12 protein-coding genes are annotated in these 16,384 nt (G+C 74.1%); 4 read left to right on the top strand and 8 right to left on the bottom strand.

What is annotated here, in order from left to right:
- Positions 1-24: 24 nt before the first annotated feature.
- The 4 genes from ACN27D_RS23220 to pcaF form a co-directional block, all read right to left on the bottom strand.
- Positions 25-525: a DUF456 domain-containing protein gene (locus ACN27D_RS23220; RefSeq protein ID WP_120571132.1), complete on the bottom strand. Its 501-nt coding sequence runs from the start codon at positions 523-525 to the stop codon at positions 25-27.
- Between the two features lie 59 nt (positions 526-584).
- Positions 585-2,735 (bottom strand): putative bifunctional diguanylate cyclase/phosphodiesterase, encoded by a 2,151-nt coding sequence (locus tag ACN27D_RS23215; protein WP_421499983.1) that lies wholly within the window; start codon positions 2,733-2,735, stop codon positions 585-587.
- Positions 2,736-2,739: 4 nt separating this feature from the next.
- The gene (locus tag ACN27D_RS23210; RefSeq protein ID WP_121686128.1) at positions 2,740-3,558 is read right to left on the bottom strand and encodes an SAM-dependent methyltransferase; all 819 of its coding nucleotides are present in this window, start codon (positions 3,556-3,558) and stop codon (positions 2,740-2,742) included.
- A 116-nt stretch (positions 3,559-3,674) separates the two neighbouring features.
- Positions 3,675-4,880, bottom strand: a complete 1,206-nt coding sequence (gene pcaF / locus ACN27D_RS23205) for a 3-oxoadipyl-CoA thiolase (protein WP_358170241.1) — start codon at positions 4,878-4,880, stop codon at positions 3,675-3,677.
- 98 nt (positions 4,881-4,978) lie between these two features.
- Here pcaF and ACN27D_RS23200 point away from each other — a divergent pair, with 98 nt between their 5' ends.
- The 4 genes from ACN27D_RS23200 to ACN27D_RS23185 all read left to right on the top strand — a co-directional run bounded on the left by ACN27D_RS23200 (position 4,979) and on the right by ACN27D_RS23185 (position 9,156).
- Positions 4,979-5,944 carry a glutathione S-transferase family protein gene (locus ACN27D_RS23200; protein ID WP_421499982.1) on the top strand — a complete coding sequence of 322 codons (966 nt, stop codon included), beginning with the start codon at positions 4,979-4,981 and terminating at the stop codon, positions 5,942-5,944.
- Positions 5,937-6,605 carry a DUF998 domain-containing protein gene (locus ACN27D_RS23195; protein ID WP_121685513.1) on the top strand — a complete coding sequence of 223 codons (669 nt, stop codon included), beginning with the start codon at positions 5,937-5,939 and terminating at the stop codon, positions 6,603-6,605. The genes ACN27D_RS23200 and ACN27D_RS23195 overlap by 8 nt, the downstream gene beginning before the upstream one ends.
- A gap of 136 nt (positions 6,606-6,741) precedes the next feature.
- On the top strand, positions 6,742-8,022 hold the full coding sequence (locus tag ACN27D_RS23190) for a dicarboxylate/amino acid:cation symporter (protein ID WP_181373726.1): 1,281 nt from the start codon (positions 6,742-6,744) through the stop codon (positions 8,020-8,022).
- 66 nt (positions 8,023-8,088) lie between these two features.
- A complete protein-coding gene (locus ACN27D_RS23185; RefSeq protein ID WP_421499981.1) occupies positions 8,089-9,156 on the top strand; it encodes an NADH:flavin oxidoreductase/NADH oxidase in 1,068 nt (355 codons plus the stop codon).
- Between the two features lie 115 nt (positions 9,157-9,271).
- Here ACN27D_RS23185 and ACN27D_RS23180 read toward each other — a convergent pair whose 3' ends face one another.
- From ACN27D_RS23180 to ACN27D_RS23165, 4 genes are all read right to left on the bottom strand, one after another.
- Positions 9,272-12,757, bottom strand: coding sequence for an ATP-binding cassette domain-containing protein (locus ACN27D_RS23180; protein WP_421499980.1), 3,486 nt, complete (start codon positions 12,755-12,757; stop codon positions 9,272-9,274).
- A gap of 90 nt (positions 12,758-12,847) precedes the next feature.
- Positions 12,848-13,441, bottom strand: a complete 594-nt coding sequence (locus tag ACN27D_RS23175; RefSeq protein WP_120571140.1) for a TetR/AcrR family transcriptional regulator — start codon at positions 13,439-13,441, stop codon at positions 12,848-12,850.
- Positions 13,442-13,451: 10 nt separating this feature from the next.
- Positions 13,452-15,602 carry a YhgE/Pip family protein gene (locus tag ACN27D_RS23170; RefSeq protein ID WP_421499979.1) on the bottom strand — a complete coding sequence of 717 codons (2,151 nt, stop codon included), beginning with the start codon at positions 15,600-15,602 and terminating at the stop codon, positions 13,452-13,454.
- Positions 15,599-16,336 (bottom strand): ATP-binding cassette domain-containing protein, encoded by a 738-nt coding sequence (locus ACN27D_RS23165; RefSeq protein ID WP_421499978.1) that lies wholly within the window; start codon positions 16,334-16,336, stop codon positions 15,599-15,601. The genes ACN27D_RS23170 and ACN27D_RS23165 overlap by 4 nt, the downstream gene beginning before the upstream one ends.
- Between the last annotated feature and the right edge of the window lie 48 nt (positions 16,337-16,384).

The following is a 16,384-nucleotide window of genomic DNA, read 5'->3' as shown; positions in this document are numbered from 1 at the left end:
CCGGACGCCCCGCGCCGCCGCACCCTAGACGAACAGCAACCCCGCGACCCACAGCGCGGCGATCATCAGGCCGGCGGTGAACTCCAGGACCATCGACAACCCGGCCGCCTTGAGCGCCTGCACCGTGGCCGGCCAGGCCAGCCGGGTGTCGCCCAGCCGCAGCCGTTCCGCGCCGAAGATCCCGCCGACGAAGCCGATCGGCAGCCCGATCACCGGGATCACGAAGAAGCCGACCACGCCGAGCAGCCCGCCGGCCAGCAGCGAGGTGGTGGGCACGCCGGTCCGCTTCAGGTTGCGCCCCGGCCACAGGTACTTGAGCACGGTGCCGCCGGCGGCGATCACCGTGGCGGCGGCCAGCACCGCCCAGCGGCCCGGCCCGGCGTCGCCGAACAGCGTCCACACCAGCACGCCGCCCCAGCACAGCGGCAGTGCCGGCAGCCCCGGCACGATCACCCCGGCCAGGCCGGCGACGATCGCCAGCGCGGCGACGACCGACACCACCGCCTGCGAATCGGTAAGGCTCACCGTGCTCCTCGTCTCCTCCGCACCGGCCCGGCGAGGACCCGCCCGGTCGATGCGTCTTCTTACCCGCCCAGGCGGGCGCGGATGCCGTCGGCGGGCATCGGGGCGCCGAACAGCCGGCCCTGCCCGGTGTCGCACCGCAGCGCGCGCAACCGTTCGGCCTGCACCTCGGTCTCCACCACCTCGGCGGTCACCGACAGCTCCAGCGCGTGCGCCAGCCGGACCAGCGCGTCCACGATCCGCTCGTCCCGGTGGTCGGCGACCGCGTCCGCGCCGTCACCCCGTATCCCCTCGACGAACGGGCCGGCCAGCTTCACGCAGTGGATCGGCAGCCGCCGCAGGTACGCGAGGTTCGAGTAGCCGGTGCCGAAGTCGTCGATGGCCAGCCGCAGCCCGAGGCCGGCGAGCTGGTGCAGTGTGCGCAGCGGCTCGCCGGCGCTGCCCATGACGGCGCTCTCGGTCAGCTCCAGCTGCAACAGCTCGGCCGGCAGGCCGGTGTGCTGCAACGCCTCGGCCACCGTCTCCACGATGGCCGGGTCGTCGGTCTGCCGAGCGGCCAGGTTGACGCTGACCACCGGCGTGGTGTCCGGGTACGCGCGCCGCCACGACTCGGCGTCGCGGCACGCCTGACGCAGCACCCAGGCGCCGAGCCGGACGATCAGGCCGGTCTCCTCGGCCAGCCCGATGAACCGGTCCGGCCCGATCAGCCCCAGCTCCGGGTGCTGCCAGCGCACCAGCGCCTCGACCGCCACCATCGTCCCGTCCAGCAGCGACACGATCGGCTGGTAGTGCAGCACGAACTCGCCCCGGTCCAGCGCGGCGGGCAGGTTCGCGGCCAGCGCGGAGCGGGCGATGTCGGCGGCGCTGCGCTCCGGGTCGTACACCGCCCAGCGGCCCCGGCCCTCCGCCTTGGCCCAGTAGAGCGTGGTGTCGGCGGCCTTCATCAGGTCACCGACGCTCGTCTCCGCCGCCGGGCACTCCACGATGCCGATGCTGGCCGACACGGCGAGCTGCTGGTCGCCGACGTGCACCGGCGCGGACACCGCGGCCAGGGCCAGCTCGGCGACCTCCACCGCGTCGTCGATGCCGCCGTCGGAGTCGACCAGGATCACGAACTCGTCACCGCCCATCCGGGCCACCAGGTGACCGCGCCCGGCCACGCAGTCGCTGAGCCGGCGGGCGATCACCTTGAGCAGCCGGTCGCCCAGGTCGTGGCCGAGGCTGTCGTTCACCGCCTTGAAGCCGTCCAGGTCGATGAAGCAGAGCCCGACGCGCTGGTCCGGGCCGGCGCCGTCGAAGACCTCGCCGAGCGACTCGAAAAACAGCGTCCGGTTGGGCAGGCCGGTCAGCGGGTCGTGCAGCGCCTGGAAGCGCAGCCGCTGCTGCAACTCGTACCGCTGGGTGATGTCCTCCACCATGGCGACTGTGAACCGGGGCCGGCCGTCGTCGTGCCGGATCAGCGACACCGCGAGGTCGGTCCAGACCACGCTGCCGTCCTTGCGGTAGTAGCGCTTCTCCACCCGGGCGCTGTCCCGCTTGCCCTCGATCAACTCCTTGTACAGCTCCCACATTCCGGCCGCGTCGTCGGCATAGGCCAGCGCCGACACGTTCATCCGCCGCATCTCCGCGACGGTGTAGCCGAGCATGTCCGCGAACGCCTGGTTGACCTCGATGATCTGCCCGTCCACACCGGCGATGCCGATGCCGATGGCGGCGCCGGTGAAGACCGCCCGGAAACGCGCCTCGCTGTCCCGCAGCGCCTGCTCGACGGTGTCCCGGGCCTGCCACGCGGACCGGGCGATCCGCTCCTGCTGGCTGAAGACCCGGTCGCGCAGCGCGCGGGCGAACCCGGCGGCGAACGCGCCCTGGAGCAGCGCGACCCGCTCGCGCAACTCCGGCGACTCGGTCCGCGACGGCAGCACCCAGGGCAGGAACCGGTCGCCCAGTGCCTGCACCGACCAGTCGAGCACACCGGGCTCGGTGAGGTGCGCCTCGACCAGGGCGCGCCCCACCTCCTCCGCGGGGCGGGCGGAGAAGGCGGGGGCGAGCAGGGCCTCGCCGAGCCGCTCGGTGAGCGGCACCAGCAGGCGCTCGGTCTCGGCCGCGCTCAGCGGCACGAACCCGATGCGGCGCACCGCGCGAGCCCATTCGGCGGCGTACGCGGCGGCGCCGGGCCGGCTGACGTCTCCCCCGTCGCTGTCCGGGGCGCGCATGGGCTCAGCCGGCTGCGCGGTCGTGCCGGGCGACGCCGCCGAAGGCTCCGAACCGTTCCGGGTGCTCGTCCACGTCCGACGGGGAGTCGGGCCGCCACAGCGGCATGTGCACGACGCCCGGTTCGAGGATCGTCCAGTCGCCGAAGAAGCCGGTGATCTCGGCCCGGGAGCGCAGCGTGATCTCGGTGGCGGTACGCGCCGACAGCCGCTGCGCGTCCAGCATCTCCTGCGGCTGGTCCTCGAACGTGGAGTGGGAGATGACCAGGTAGCTGCCGGGCGCGGCGGCGGCGCGCAGGGTGGCCAGGATGTCGGCCGGGCGGTCGGCGTCGGGCACGAAGTGCACCACGCCGGCCAGCAGGATGCCCAACGGCCGGTCGAAGTCGATCAGGCCGCTGGCGGCGGCGTGGTCCAGGATCAGCTTCGGCTCGCGCAGGTCGGCCAGGACGGCGGTGGCCCGGTCGTTGCCGGCGAGCAGTTCGTGGCTGTGCGCCACGGCCACCGGGTCGATGTCGACGTACACGATCCGGGCGTCCGGGTCGGCGGCCTGGGCGACCTCGTGCACGTTGCCGACGGTGGGGATGCCGGAGCCGATGTCGAGGAACTGGTCGATGCCGGCGTCGAGCAGCACCCGTACGGCCCGGCGCAGGAACTCCCGCCCGGAGCGCATGGTGGCGGCCAGGTTCGGCGTCATCGCCGCGATCTGTTCGGCGAGCTGCCGGTCGATCTCGAAGTTGTGCGCCCCACCGAGGAAGTAGTCGTAGACCCGGGCGGCGCTCGGCCGGCTCAGGTCGATCTCGGTGGGCAGGCTCTCCGGCGTCTGCATCGCTCGGTCCCCCAGGTCGTCGTCCGCCGTCGATGGCGGATCATGTGGTCCAGACCACTCTAGGCCGGTACGGCCGGGTACGGGAGATCCACAGCGGGCGATGCTGCCGGCCCGGGTCAGTCGGCCGATTCCAGCAGCAGCGAGATGCCCTGGCCGACGCCGATGCACATGGTGGCGAGCGCCCGCCGGCCGCCCCGGCGGCGCAGTTCCAGCGCGGCGGTCAACGCCAGCCGGGCGCCGCTGGCGCCGAGCGGGTGACCCAGCGCGATTGCCCCGCCGCCCGGGTTGACGTGCTCGGCGTCCTCCGGCAGGCCCAGCTCGCGCAGCACCGCCACCGACTGCGCGGCGAACGCCTCGTTCAGCTCGATCACGTCCACGTCGCCCAGTGACAGGCCCGTCCGGTCGAGCAGCTTCCGGGTCGCCGGGACCGGGCCGATGCCCATGATCCGCGGCGGTACGCCTGCCGACGCGGCACCGCGTACCCGGGCCAGCGGGGTGAGGCCGTAGCGTTCGACGGCGGCCGCGGAGGCGACGAGCAGCGCGACGGCGCCGTCGTTGACCCCGGAGGAGTTCCCGGCGGTGACAGTGCCGCCCTCGCGGAACGGGGTGGGCAGCGCCGCGAGCTTCGCAAGCGTCGTCTCGCGCGGGTGCTCGTCGGTTTCGACCAGCTTCGTCTCCCGCTTGCCGGCAGGCACCGTCACCGGGACGATCTCCTCGGCCAGCCGGCCGTCGGCCTGCGCCTTGGCGGCCCGCTGCTGCGACCGGTACGCGAAGGCGTCCTGCGCGGCCCGGTCCACGCCGAACTCGGCCGCCACGTTCTCCGCCGTCTCCGGCATGGAGTCGATGCCCCAGCCCTTGCGCATCAGCGGGTTGACCAGCCGCCAGCCGATCGTGGTGTCGTACACCTCTGCGGTGCGGGCGAACGGCGTGGCCGCCTTCGGCATGACGAACGGCGCGCGGCTCATGCTCTCCACGCCGCCGGCCACCACCAGGTCGGCCTCCCCGGCGACGATCGCGCGGGCGGCGGAGGCGAGCGCGTCCAGGCCGGAGCCGCAGAGCCGGTTGACGGTGCTGCCCGGCACCTCCTCCGGCAGGCCGCCGAGCAGCGCGGCCATCCGGGCCACGTTGCGGTTGTCCTCGCCGGCCTGGTTGGCGCAGCCCAGGATCACGTCGTCGGTGCGGGCCCAGTCGACGGACGGGTGGCGGGCCACCAGCTCGCGGACGACGTGCGCGGCCAGGTCGTCGGGGCGGACCCCGGCCAGGGCGCCGGCGTACCGGCCGATCGGGGTGCGGACTCCGGCAACGAGATAGGCCACTGTCATCGCGCGTACGTCCTTCGGGGGTGGGAAGGGGTCGGTCGGCGGGTCGCGGGGGTACCCGGCGCCAGGATATCCGTGACCGGAGCGGATAGGTTTGCCGCATGTCCGGGGCCCAGTTCAGCGCAGAGACCAGCGGCGGCGGCGCGTTCGTCCGCCAGCCCAACCGGTTCACCGGCCGGGTCACCCCGCACTCCACCTCACCGGAGGGCGGCGGGCCGGACGATGCGGGGCGCTGGCCGCTGGAGGCGGGCCGGTACCGGCTGATCTGGTGCCGGGCCTGCCCGTGGGCGCACCGGGCCCGGATCGTGCGCGGCCTGCTCGGGCTGGACGAGGTGATCTCGCTGGGCACCGTCGACCCGATCCGGGACGAGCGGGGCTGGCGGTTCGCGCTCGACCCGGACGGCTTCGACCCGGTGCTCGGCATCGGCTTCCTGTCCGAGGCGTACCTGTCCACCGACCCGGACTACATCGGCCGGGTGACGGTGCCGGCGCTCGTGGACACGCTCACCGGACGGGTGGTCACCAACGACTACCCGCAGCTCACGCTGGACTTCTCGACCGAGTGGCGGCGGTTCCACGCGCCGGACGCGCCGGATCTCTACCCGGTCGAGCTGCGCCCGGAGATGGACGCGCTGATGGCGGAGATCCACCGGGACGTCAACAACGGCGTCTACCGGTGCGGCTTCGCCACCTCCCAGGAGGCGTACGACGAGGCGTTCACCGCGCTGTTCGCCCGCCTCGACGCGCTCAGTGAGCGGCTGGCCGGGCGGCGCTACCTGATGGGCGACACGATCACCGAGGCGGACGTGCGCCTGTTCACCACGCTGGTGCGCTTCGACGTGGCGTACCACGGGCACTTCAAGTGCAATCTGCGCAAGCTCACCGAGATGCCGGTGCTCTGGGCGTACGCGCGGGACCTGTTCCAGACGCCGGGCTTCGGCGAGACGGTGGACTTCGACCACATCAAGCGGCACTACTACGCCACCCACGACATGATCAACCCGACCCGGATCGTGCCGCTGGGCCCGGACCTGTCCGGCTGGACCACCCCGCACGGACGTGGCTGAGGGCACAGCCCGCCGGATCGCCGCCGCGTTCGCCGCCGTCTGCCTGGCTGCCGGCGTGGCCGCGGTGACGGTCGCGGTGGTCGCCGGTCCCGGACCCGGACCCATCGCGTACGTGAGCGAAGCGGGCATCGCCGACAGCGGGTACGCCGGGGCGTACCGGATGGGGATCTTCTCGGTGGCCGCGTCGCTGCTGCTGCTCGCCGGGGCGCTGCCGCCGGGGGTGCGGGCGGCGGCCGGGCTGCTCGGCGTCGGCGCGGTCGCCACGGTGCTCTCCGGCGCTGTCACGTGCAGCGAGGGCTGCCCGCTGCCGCCGTTCGAGGCGACCACGGTGGCCGACCTGGTGCACGGCGGGGCGAGCATCGCGGCGACCGCCGCGGTGGTGCTCGCCATGCTCGTGCTGCTGTTCTCCCCGGCGGCGGACCGAGGACTGCGGCGGATCGCCGCGGTCGGCGCGGCGGTGGCGCTGCCGGTGGCCGCCGTGGTAGCGGCGGCGCTGCTGCTGGTCGGCCGCAGCGCGCTGCTCGGGGTGTCGGAACGGGTGCTGCTGGTCGTGGTCGCCGCCTGGGGACTGGTCACCTCCGGCTACCTGGCTGTAAGGAGCCTCACCGGCGACGGTCCTTCCGTTCCGGCGCCGGAGGGGAGTAACGTGTCGCGACGATGACCAATGTCTGGTGCCTCACCGAGCGCCTGTACGTCGATCTCCGGCGGCAGGCCAGCGGCGTCTGTCCGGCGTAGTTCCACGCCCCGACGCCCGCCTTCCCTCTCCAGACCTTGGATCCGTCCTCATGACCTCCGCCCTGCGCAGAATCCCCTTCTCCGTCCAGATCCTGCTCGGCCTCGTGCTCGGCGTGGCGCTCGGTTTCCTCGCCCGCGCCGCCGACCTCGCCTGGCTGACCAGCACGCTCGACACCGTCGGCGGCCTCTTCGTCCAGCTGCTCAAGCTGGCAGTGCCGCCGCTGGTCTTCACCGCCATCGTGGTCAGCGTGGTCAGCCTGCGCGGCGTCGCCAACGCCGCCCGGCTCGCCGTCAAGACGCTGCTCTGGTTCGCCGTCACCGCGCTGATCGCGGTGAGCATCGGCATCGGCCTCGGCCTGCTCACCGACCCCGGCCGGGGCGTCAACCTGGACCCGGCCGGCGCCACCGCGCCGAAGACCACCGGCTCCTGGATCGACTTCCTCACCGGCATCGTCCCGACCAACCCGGTCGGCGCGTTCGTCGAGGGCAACGTCCTGCAGATCGTCTTCCTCGCCCTGGTGGTGGGTGCCGCCGCACTGCTGGTCGGCGACGCCGCCGAGCCGTTCGTGTCGCTCAACCGCTCGCTGCTGTCGATCGTGCAGAAGGCGCTGTGGTGGGTCATCCGGCTCGCCCCGATCGGCACGCTCGGCCTGATCGGCAATGCCGTCGCCTCGTACGGCTGGGACCTGCTCGCCCCGCTCGCGAAGTTCACCACGGCCGTCTACGTCGGCTGCGCCCTGGTGCTGTTCGTGGTCTACCCGGTGCTGCTCGCGGTGGCCGGCAAGCTCAACCCGCTGCGCTTCTTCGCCGGCGCCTGGCCCGCCATCGAGCTGGCCTTCGTCTCCCGCTCCTCGGTGGGCACCATGCCGGTGACCCAGCGCTCGGTCGAGCGCCTCGGCGTCCCCCGCGAGTACGCCTCCTTCGCGGTGCCGTTCGGCGCCACCACGAAGATGGACGGCTGCGCCGCCATCTACCCGGCGCTCGCCGCGATCTTCGTGGCGCAGGTGTTCGGCGTGAACCTGGGCGTCACCGACTACCTGCTCATCGCGTTCGTCTCGGTGGTCGGCTCGGCCGCGACCGCCGGCCTGACCGGCGCGATCGTCATGCTCACGCTGACCCTGAGCACGCTGGGCCTGCCGCTGGCCGGAGCCGGTCTGCTGCTCGCCATCGACCCGATCCTGGACATGATCCGTACCGCCACGAACGTGGCCGGGCAGGCCGTCGTGCCGACCATCGTGGCCGCCCGGGAGGGCACGCTCGACCGGGCCGCGTACGACTCGGCCGGCAAGCGCGACCTGATCGAGCCGGTCGAGACCGAGCGGCTCGACCCCGTACCCGCCTGATCCACACACCGACGGGTGCGTCTCCACAAGGAGGCGCACCCGTCGCACTGACCGGAGGATCCGAGAATGAGCGCCCTGTTCACCCCGCTCGCCCTGCGCGGCGTCACCCTGCCCAACCGGATCGCGCTGGCGCCCATGTGCCAGTACAGCGCCGGACCCGACGGCCTGCCCACCGACTGGCACCGCGTGCACCTCGGTTCCCGCGCGGTCGGCGGGGCCGGCCTGGTGATCACCGAGGCGACAGCGGTGGTGCCCGAGGGCCGGATCAGCCCGCAGGACACCGGCCTCTGGTCCGGCGCGCACGTCGACGCGTGGCGTCCGATCACCGCGTTCGTCGCCGGTCAGGGCGCGGTGCCGGCCGTGCAGCTCGCGCACGCCGGGTTCAAGGCGTCCACGTACCGGCCGTGGGCGCCGGCGCGCGGCGGTGTGCCGGACGCCGAGGGCGGCTGGACCCCTGTGGGCCCGGGTGACCAGCCGTTCGTCCCGGACTACCGCACCCCCACCGCGCTGGACGAGGCGGGCATCGCGGCCGTGGTGGACGCGTTCGCCACCGCCGCCGGACGGGCGCTCGACGCCGGGTTTGCCGCCGTGGAGATCCACGCCGCGCACGGCTACCTGCTGCACGAGTTCCTGTCCCCGCTGACCAACCGGCGCACCGACGGCTGGGGCGGCGACCGGGCCGCCCGGATGCGGCTCACCCTCGACGTGGCCCGCGCGGTACGCGCCGCCGTCGGCGAGTCCGTGCCGGTGCTGACCCGGATCTCCGCCACCGACTGGGCCGACGGCGGCTGGACCGTCGAGGACAGCGTGGTGCTCGCCGGGGAACTGGCCGCCGCCGGGGTCGACCTGATCGACACCTCCTCCGGAGGCGCGGCGGTCCAGGCGTCCATCCCGGTCGGACCCGGCTACCAGGTGCCGCTCGCCGCCCGGATCCGCCGCGACGCCGGGGTGCCGACCGGTGCCGTGGGCCTGATCGTGGAGCCCGAGCAGGCCGAGCAGATCGTGGCCGGAGGCGAGGCGGACCTGGTGCTGCTGGGCCGGGAACTGCTGCGCGACCCGTACTGGCCGCGCCGCGCCGCCGCCAAGCTCGGCGCCACCCCCACCTGGCCCAACCAGTACACCCGAGCCTTCTGACCCACCCCGCCCTCCCGGCCCGCCCCGGTGCGTTGATCATGAAGTTGGCGGCGAACGGCGTCCGATTTGTCGCCGCCAACTTCATGATCGACGAGGAGGACGGCGGGCGCGGGGGTCAGCCGGCCAGGTGGTTCCAGCGGGGTTCCAGGTCGGTCCAGGTGCCCTGGTCGGCCACCGTGCCGTCGATCAGCACCACCACCCGGTCGGCCCGCACCAGCGCGGCCCGCTTCGCGGTCGAGCCGACCACTGTCACCCCGTGCTCGCGCAGTGCCGCCCACAACGCCAGCTCGGTGCTCACGTCCAGCGCCGACGACACGTCGTCGGCCACCAGCAGCTCGGTACGCGGGGCGAGCGCCCGGGCCAGCGCCAGCCGCTGGAGCTGACCACCGGAGAGCCGGGTGCCCTTGTGCCCGATCAGCAGCCCGAGCCCGCCCCCGGCGGCGGCCAGGTCGTGTTCGAGCTGGGCGGTCGAGACCGCCCCGGCGGCGTCCACCTGGTGGCCGAGCGCGATGTTGTCGGCCACCGTGCCGGAGAGCACCCGGGGTAGCTGGCCCACGTACCCGACCTGGTTGGGGCGCAGGAACATCTCCGGCTCGGTGACCGGGTCGCCGTTCCAGCGCAGCTCGCCGACGTGGTGCACGATCCCGGCGAGCGCGCGCAGCAGCGACGACTTGCCGGACCCGACCGGGCCGACGACCAGCACCAGCTGCCCGCGTTCGACTACCAGGTCGACGTCGCGGACGGCGAGCGTGCCGTCGGAGTGCAGCGCGCCGAAGCCGGACAGCTCCAGGCGGCGCAGCGGGTGCCGGGGCGGCGGCTCGGGCGCGGGCGCGGTGCCGGCGACCAGATCGAGCCCGGGCACCGGCGCCGCGTACACGGCCTCGCCGGTCATCGCCACCGTCCGCCTGGTCCACACGCGCGCCGACGGGTACTGCGACACCAGCGACGCGGTGGTCCACGCGAACCAGCGGGCCGCGCCCAGCGTGGACACGGCGACCAGCGTGGCACCCGCCGACAGCTCACCGGCCAGGTAGAGCGCCCACGCGCCGATCGGCAGCAGGCCACTGGCGACCGACGGGGTGGACCGGGCCCACACCTGCATGGCGATCTCGCGTCGCTGCCGCTCGCTGCGTACCTCGTCCAGCCGGGCGAGGTGGCGCAGCACCGGGCGGGTCGCGCCGGCCAGCTTCACCGTCCGGGCGGCGGACAGCGCGGACACCAGCGCGGTGGCGAACGCGGCGCGCGCCTTCACCGTGCCGGCCGCGTTGCGTTCCAGCCGGGGCCCGAACAGCGTCGCCGCCAGCCCGGAGACCACCATCGTGCCGACGAAGAACAGCGCCGGTACGAGACTGCCGGTCACCAGCGTCATGGTGATCACGATGGTCAGCGAGATGAACTGGTCCATCAGGTTGTCGGCGAGGTGCACGACCCGGTCGGTGTCGCCGCCCTGTGCGACCACCTCGGCCGGGGTGTGCCCGCTGACCCGGCGCGCGCCGGTCTGCCCGTGCACCAGCCGGGCGCTGATCCGCAGCATCTGCCGGATCCACCACTGCGGGAACCACAGGTTCGTCAGGTACGGCAGCGGCAGCACCACGAGCAGCGCCGCCACGATGCCCAGCGCGGGCAGCCACGGGTCGCCGCCGCCGACCAGGTCGGCCCAGAGCCAGGGCAGCACTGCCCCGTCCATCCCGAGCACCGTCATCACGATGAACAGGGCGACCGAGACCATGCCGTACCGCGGGTCGTTGGTGCCCAGCCGGAGGATCTCCCGCATGGTCCGCGCGGGGGGCGTGGGCGGCGCGGGTGGCGGGTCGGCGCGCGGCACGGCGGCCGGCCGCGTCGCGGGCGCGGCCGGCGTGGTGGGCGCGTCGTCCCAGGCGGGCGCGTCGAGCAGGTCCACGCCACCGCGCCGGGAGCCCACTCCGGCGTACGCCCCGGCGTGGCTGGTGGCGAGCAGCTCGGCGAAGCGGGCCGACTCGCGCAGCGGACCAGCCTCCAGCACCGCGCCGTCGGCCATCACGACCACCTCGTCGCAGCGGCGCACCGAGGAGAGCCGGTGCGCGATGACGATGCCGATCCGGTCGGTGAGCAGCCGTTCGGTGGCTTCGCGTACCCGGTTCTCGGTGACCGGGTCGAGCCGCGCGGTGGCCTCGTCGAGGATCACCACGTGCGGGTCGCGGACCAGGATGCGGGCGAACGCGACGAGCTGCTCCTGCCCGGCGGAGAGCACGTAGCCGCCGTCGCCGAGCCGGGTGTGCACGCCGTCGGGCAGTTCGGCGATCCAGCCGGCCAGGCCCAGTTCGGTGAGCGCCCGCTCGGCGGCGTCCAGCAGTTCCGGGTCGAACAGCGCCACGTTCTCGGCGAGCGTGCCGGCCAGGATCTCGGTGCGCTGCGGCACCACGGCGATCCAGCGGCGCAGTTCCTCCACGTCCAGGTCGACCAGGTCGGTGCCGCCGAGGAAGACTGTGCCGCGGGGCACGTCCACCGCCCGGGTGAGCACCTTGGCCAGCGTCGACTTGCCCGAGCCGGTACGCCCGACGAGCGCGTACGAGCGGCCGCGGACGAAGTCGAGGTGGACGTCGCGCAGCGCCGGCCCGCGCTCGTCCCCGCCGGCCGGGTAGCGGTAGGTGAGCCCGCGCACGGTCAGGTCCCCGTCGACCGGGGTGGCCCCGCCGTCGGGCTCCTGCGGCGACCCGGCGAGCAGTTGCACCCGGCCCCACGCGCCGAACGCCTGTTGCAGGTGCGGCACCCAGCGGGCGATGTGCTCGACCGTCGCGCCGAACGCGATGGCCAGCAACCAGATCGCGGTCAGCCGCGCGGCGTCGACCCGGCCGGTGGCGAGCGCCCACGCGCCGCCCAGCACCACGCCCGCGATGCCGACCCGGACCGCGCCGGCGGCGGCCGCGGTGACCCGGGCGGAGAGCCGGAACACCCGGACGCACCGGGTGATCACCTCGGCCGCGCGGCGGGCGTAGAGGCGCAGCACGTACGGCCGGGCGAGGCTGGTGCGCACGTCGTCCTGCCCGTGCACCGCCTCCTCCATCACGGCCGCGAGGTCGGACCACGCCTCCTCCTCGGCCATCCGGGCCGGGGCGATCCGGGCGGTCGGTCGGCGCAGCGTCACCGCGAGCAGCGAGGTGAGCACGATCATGCCGATACCGGCGGGCCACCAGACGATCAGCGCGCTCACCGTCGCGAGGGCGCAGACCGCGAGGCCCTGCGCCAGCCGTACGCCGGTGTTCCGCATCTCGGCGGCGACCTGGTAGACGTCGTTGTCGATCCGGTCGAGCAGTTCGCCGACCGGTGTGGTCTCCAGGGTGGGCAGGTCCTGGCCGAGCGCGACCCGGCAGAGCCGCCGCCGCACGTCGGCCGACCAGTCGGCGGTGAGCCGGGCCATGATCAGGCCGATCAGCAGGTCGGTGACGACAGCGGCGACGAGCGCCACGGCGAGCGCGACGAACCAGCCGGACGAGCGGTGCACCAGCACCGGCCCGGCCAGCGCGGAAGCGGCCGCCTGACCACCGGCGCCGAGCACGATCAGCAGCAGGACCGCCGCCATCCGGCGGGGCGCCGTGGCCCAGAGATCTCGGAGCAGGCGCATGGAAGGTCCTCCGGACTCGGATCGGTGGGGGCGGTGCCCTCAGCCTCACCCTTCCGGCGGTCCGGAATCAACCGAATTACCGACCGCTGGTCAGGTGCGGGCGACCCGCCGGACGATCCCGAGCAGCGACTCCTGCACCTCGTCGATCGGCCGCTCCGGCGAGAAGACCAGCCAGTCCACGGCCACCACGAGCCCGACGCCGAACAGCGCCGAACTGGCGGTACGCACGTCCAGGTCGGCCGGGAGGTCGCCACTGTCCACGCCGGCCTTCACGGTGTCGGCGATCACCGCGATGGCCTCGCCGCGCAGCAGCCGCAGCGTCTGCTGCCACTCCCGGTTGGTCCGCCACATCTCCGAGAGCAGGAGCTGGGCGAAGGCGCGGTAGCGGCGGATGTACTCCAGCTGGGCGCGGACCAGCGCGCCGAGCGCCTCCAGCGGCGGCAGCCCGTCGACGGCGGCCCGGAACTCGGCGGTGAGCAGGCCGATGCCGTGCCGCAGCAGCTCCTCGAACAGGACCGTCTTGGACTCGAAGTTGTAGTAGACGGTCCCCTTCGCCACGCCGGCCCGGGCCGCGATGTCGTCCACGGTGGTGGCCGAGAAGCCCTGCTCGGCGATGAGGTCCACCGCCGCCACGAAGAGGCGCTGGCGGGTGTCCTCGCGCCGGCGTGTCCGTCCGTCCGTCACCGGCTCATCCTCACATGGTCAGTTCGGGGTGCAGCTTGGCCGGGGTCAGCCGCCGGGAGCGGCGGGCCGCGCCGACGGTCAGCGCCATGGCGCCCAGCCCGAACGCGAGCAGCACCAGCGCGCCGGTGACCACGGGTGCGGTCGTACCGCCGTTGATGGTGTGCCGCAGGCCGTCCACCACGTACGTCATCGGCAGCCAGGGGTGGATCGCCTGGAAGAAGCCGGGTGAGGTCTGCACCGGGTAGGTGCCGCCGGACGAGGTGAGCTGGAGCATCAGCAGCGCCAGCGCGGCCAGCCGCCCGGCCGGGCCGAGCGCCACACCGAGCAGTTGCATGATCGCGGTGAACGCCAGCGAGGTGAGGGCGAGCAGCCCGAACGTGGCCGGGCCGTGCCTCGGGTCGAGCCCGAGGCCGAGCGTCACCACCGTGTAGAGCACAGTGACCTGGGCCAGGCCGATGCCGGCGGCGGGGAGCCACCCGGCGAGCACGACCCGCCAGCCGGGTGCGCCGGACATGACGTGCCGGCGGTTGACCGGCCGCAACAGCATGTACGTGATCATCGCGCCGACCCAGAGCGCCAGCGACAGGAAGTACGGGGCGAAGCCCACGCCGTACGAGCCGGCCGGGTTCTGCGAGTCGCGGATCAGGCCGACCGGGTCACCGAGCACGCCGGCGCGAGTGGCCGCGTCGTCGTACCCCGGTAGTTTCCGCTCCCCGGCGGCGAGCCCGTCGGCGAGGTCGCCGGCGCCGCCCTCCAGCCGGGTCAGCCCGTCGACCAGGCGGTTGCTGCCGCTGCCGAGCTGGGCCAGGCCGCCGTCGAGCTGGCGGGCGCCGGTGGCGAGGCGGTAGAGGCCGCCGCGCAGCTCGTTCGCGCCGGTCGACGCGTCGCCCAGCCCGTCGCGGAGCTTGGCGCTGCCCTGGGCAAGCGTGGTGAGCCCGCCGGCCAGCTCGTTGACCTTCGCGCGGGCGGAGGCGACGTCGTCGGCCAGGTGCGGCGCGGCGGCGGCGACCTCGCGGGCGGTCTTCGCCACGTCGGTCATCTGCTTGCGCAGCGTGGCCATGTCGGTCTTGTCCAGCGCGGCCACCACGGACCGGGCCTGTGTGACGGCCCGGTCGGCGGCCTTGCGGGCGGCGGCGAATCCGGGATCGTCGGCCAGTTCGGGGTGTGCCTTCGCGACCGCGTCGAGCCGGTCGCGGACCTCCTCGGCGCTCGCGACCACCTCGGCGGCCTTGCCCGGCAGCGCGTCCAGCCCGGCGGCGAGCTGCTGCGCGCCGTCGGCGACGAGCGTGGCCGCCTTCTCGATCTTGTCGGCGTTGCGGCGCAGCACCGGCTCGTACCTGTCGGCGGCGGCGTTCACGGTGGCCGCCGCGGCCTTGGTCTCGGTGGCGGCGCGCCCGGCGCCTTCGGCGAGCTGGGCGGCGCCGGTGCGCAGCTGGTCGAGGCCCTTGGCGAGCTTGTCCGCGCCCTGGACCGACTGGTTGAGTCCACCGGCGAGTTGCCCGGCGCCGTCCCCGGCGTCACCGAGCCCGTCGGCGAGCTGGTCGGCGCCCCGCTGGGAGCTGCCGAGCCCGTCGGCGATCTTTCCGGCGCCGTCGGCGGCGCGGCCGGTCTCGGCCTTGGCGTCGGTGAAGCCGATCAGCATCCTGTCGAAGTACGTGGCGGCGGTGCTCTGCGCGGCGGCGGCCCGGATCTCGCTGAACGCCGACCGGGCGAGCAGGCCGGAGAGGTAGTTGGTGGCGTCGTCGTTGACGACCTTCAGTTCGCCCTGCCGAGCCGGGCGGTCCGGTTCCGGGCCGGCGGCGAGCGTGGCGGAGAAGTCCTGCGGGATGGAGAAGACCAGGTGGTAGCGCCCGTCGCGCAGCCCGTTGGTGGCGTCGGCCTGGTCGGTGACGGTCCAGCCGAACACCTTGCGGTCGAGCAGCTTCTCGGTCAGGTCGCGGCCGGCGTGCACCTCGCTGCCGTCACCGGCGGTGGCCGGGCGGTCGGCGTTGACCAGGGCGACCGGGATCCGGTCCATCTTCCCGTAGGGGTCCCAGAACGCGTACAGGTAGAGCGCGCCGTAGAGCAGCGGGACGATGGTGAGCACCGCGAGCGCGGCTCGTGGCAGCCGGCCCCGGGTCATCCGGCGCAGCTCGAACAGGGCCAGTCGCAGGACGCTCATGCGGGCACCTCGGCGGGCTCGTCGGGAACGGTCAGGGCGGACGCGGGCTCGTCGGGAACGGTCAGGGCGGGGACGGGCAGGGCCGGGTCGCCGATGCGGTGCACGGTGGCGGCGACTCCGGGTTCGACGGCGCGGGCGCTGGCGACGACCGCGTACCCCTGGTCGGCGAGGCGTTCCAGCGCGCCCCACATCCACGCCCGCTCGGGGCGGTCGGCGCCGGCGTCCACGTCGTCGGCGACGATCAGGCTGGGGCCGGCGAGGCTGGCCAGCACGAGCCCGAGCACCTGGCGCTCGACCGGGGTGAGGTCGCGGCCGTACCGGTCGGGGTCGAGCGGCGCGTCGGTGAGTCCGGCGCCGGCGATGGCGGCGGCGTAGGCGTCGCGGCGGTAGGCGCGGCGGGCCCGTACCGCGGCGACCGGAACCAGCCGGCGCCGGCGGCGCGGCACCGGGCCGAGCAGCAGCAGGCGTTCGGTGATGTGCTCGGCGACGGTGAGCGTCGGGTCGGGTTCGTGCACGCCCGCCACCTGGCCGAGCGCGGCCGGGCCGCGGCGGCGCAGCTCGCCGTGGTTGTGCGGGAAGCGCCCGGCCAGCGCCAGCAGCAGCGAGGTGCGCCCGCTGCCGGGCGGGCCGGTGACGGCGTGCAGCTCACCGCTCGCGGCGGTGAGGTCGACGTCGCGGTAGACCCAGCCGCGGCGGGTGCGCAGCCCCAGGCCCCTGGCCTCGACGATGTTCATCCCGACCCCGAATTCCGAACTGACTAGTCAGTATAAAAACATGCCCAG

Origin of the sequence: Micromonospora sp. WMMD1274, assembly GCF_049179035.1 — a bacterium.
Taxonomy (GTDB): Bacteria; Actinomycetota; Actinomycetes; order Mycobacteriales; family Micromonosporaceae; genus Micromonospora; species Micromonospora tulbaghiae.
The sequence above is the reverse complement of the archived record's forward strand: the minus strand, read 5'-3'. Positions and strand labels throughout refer to the sequence as shown.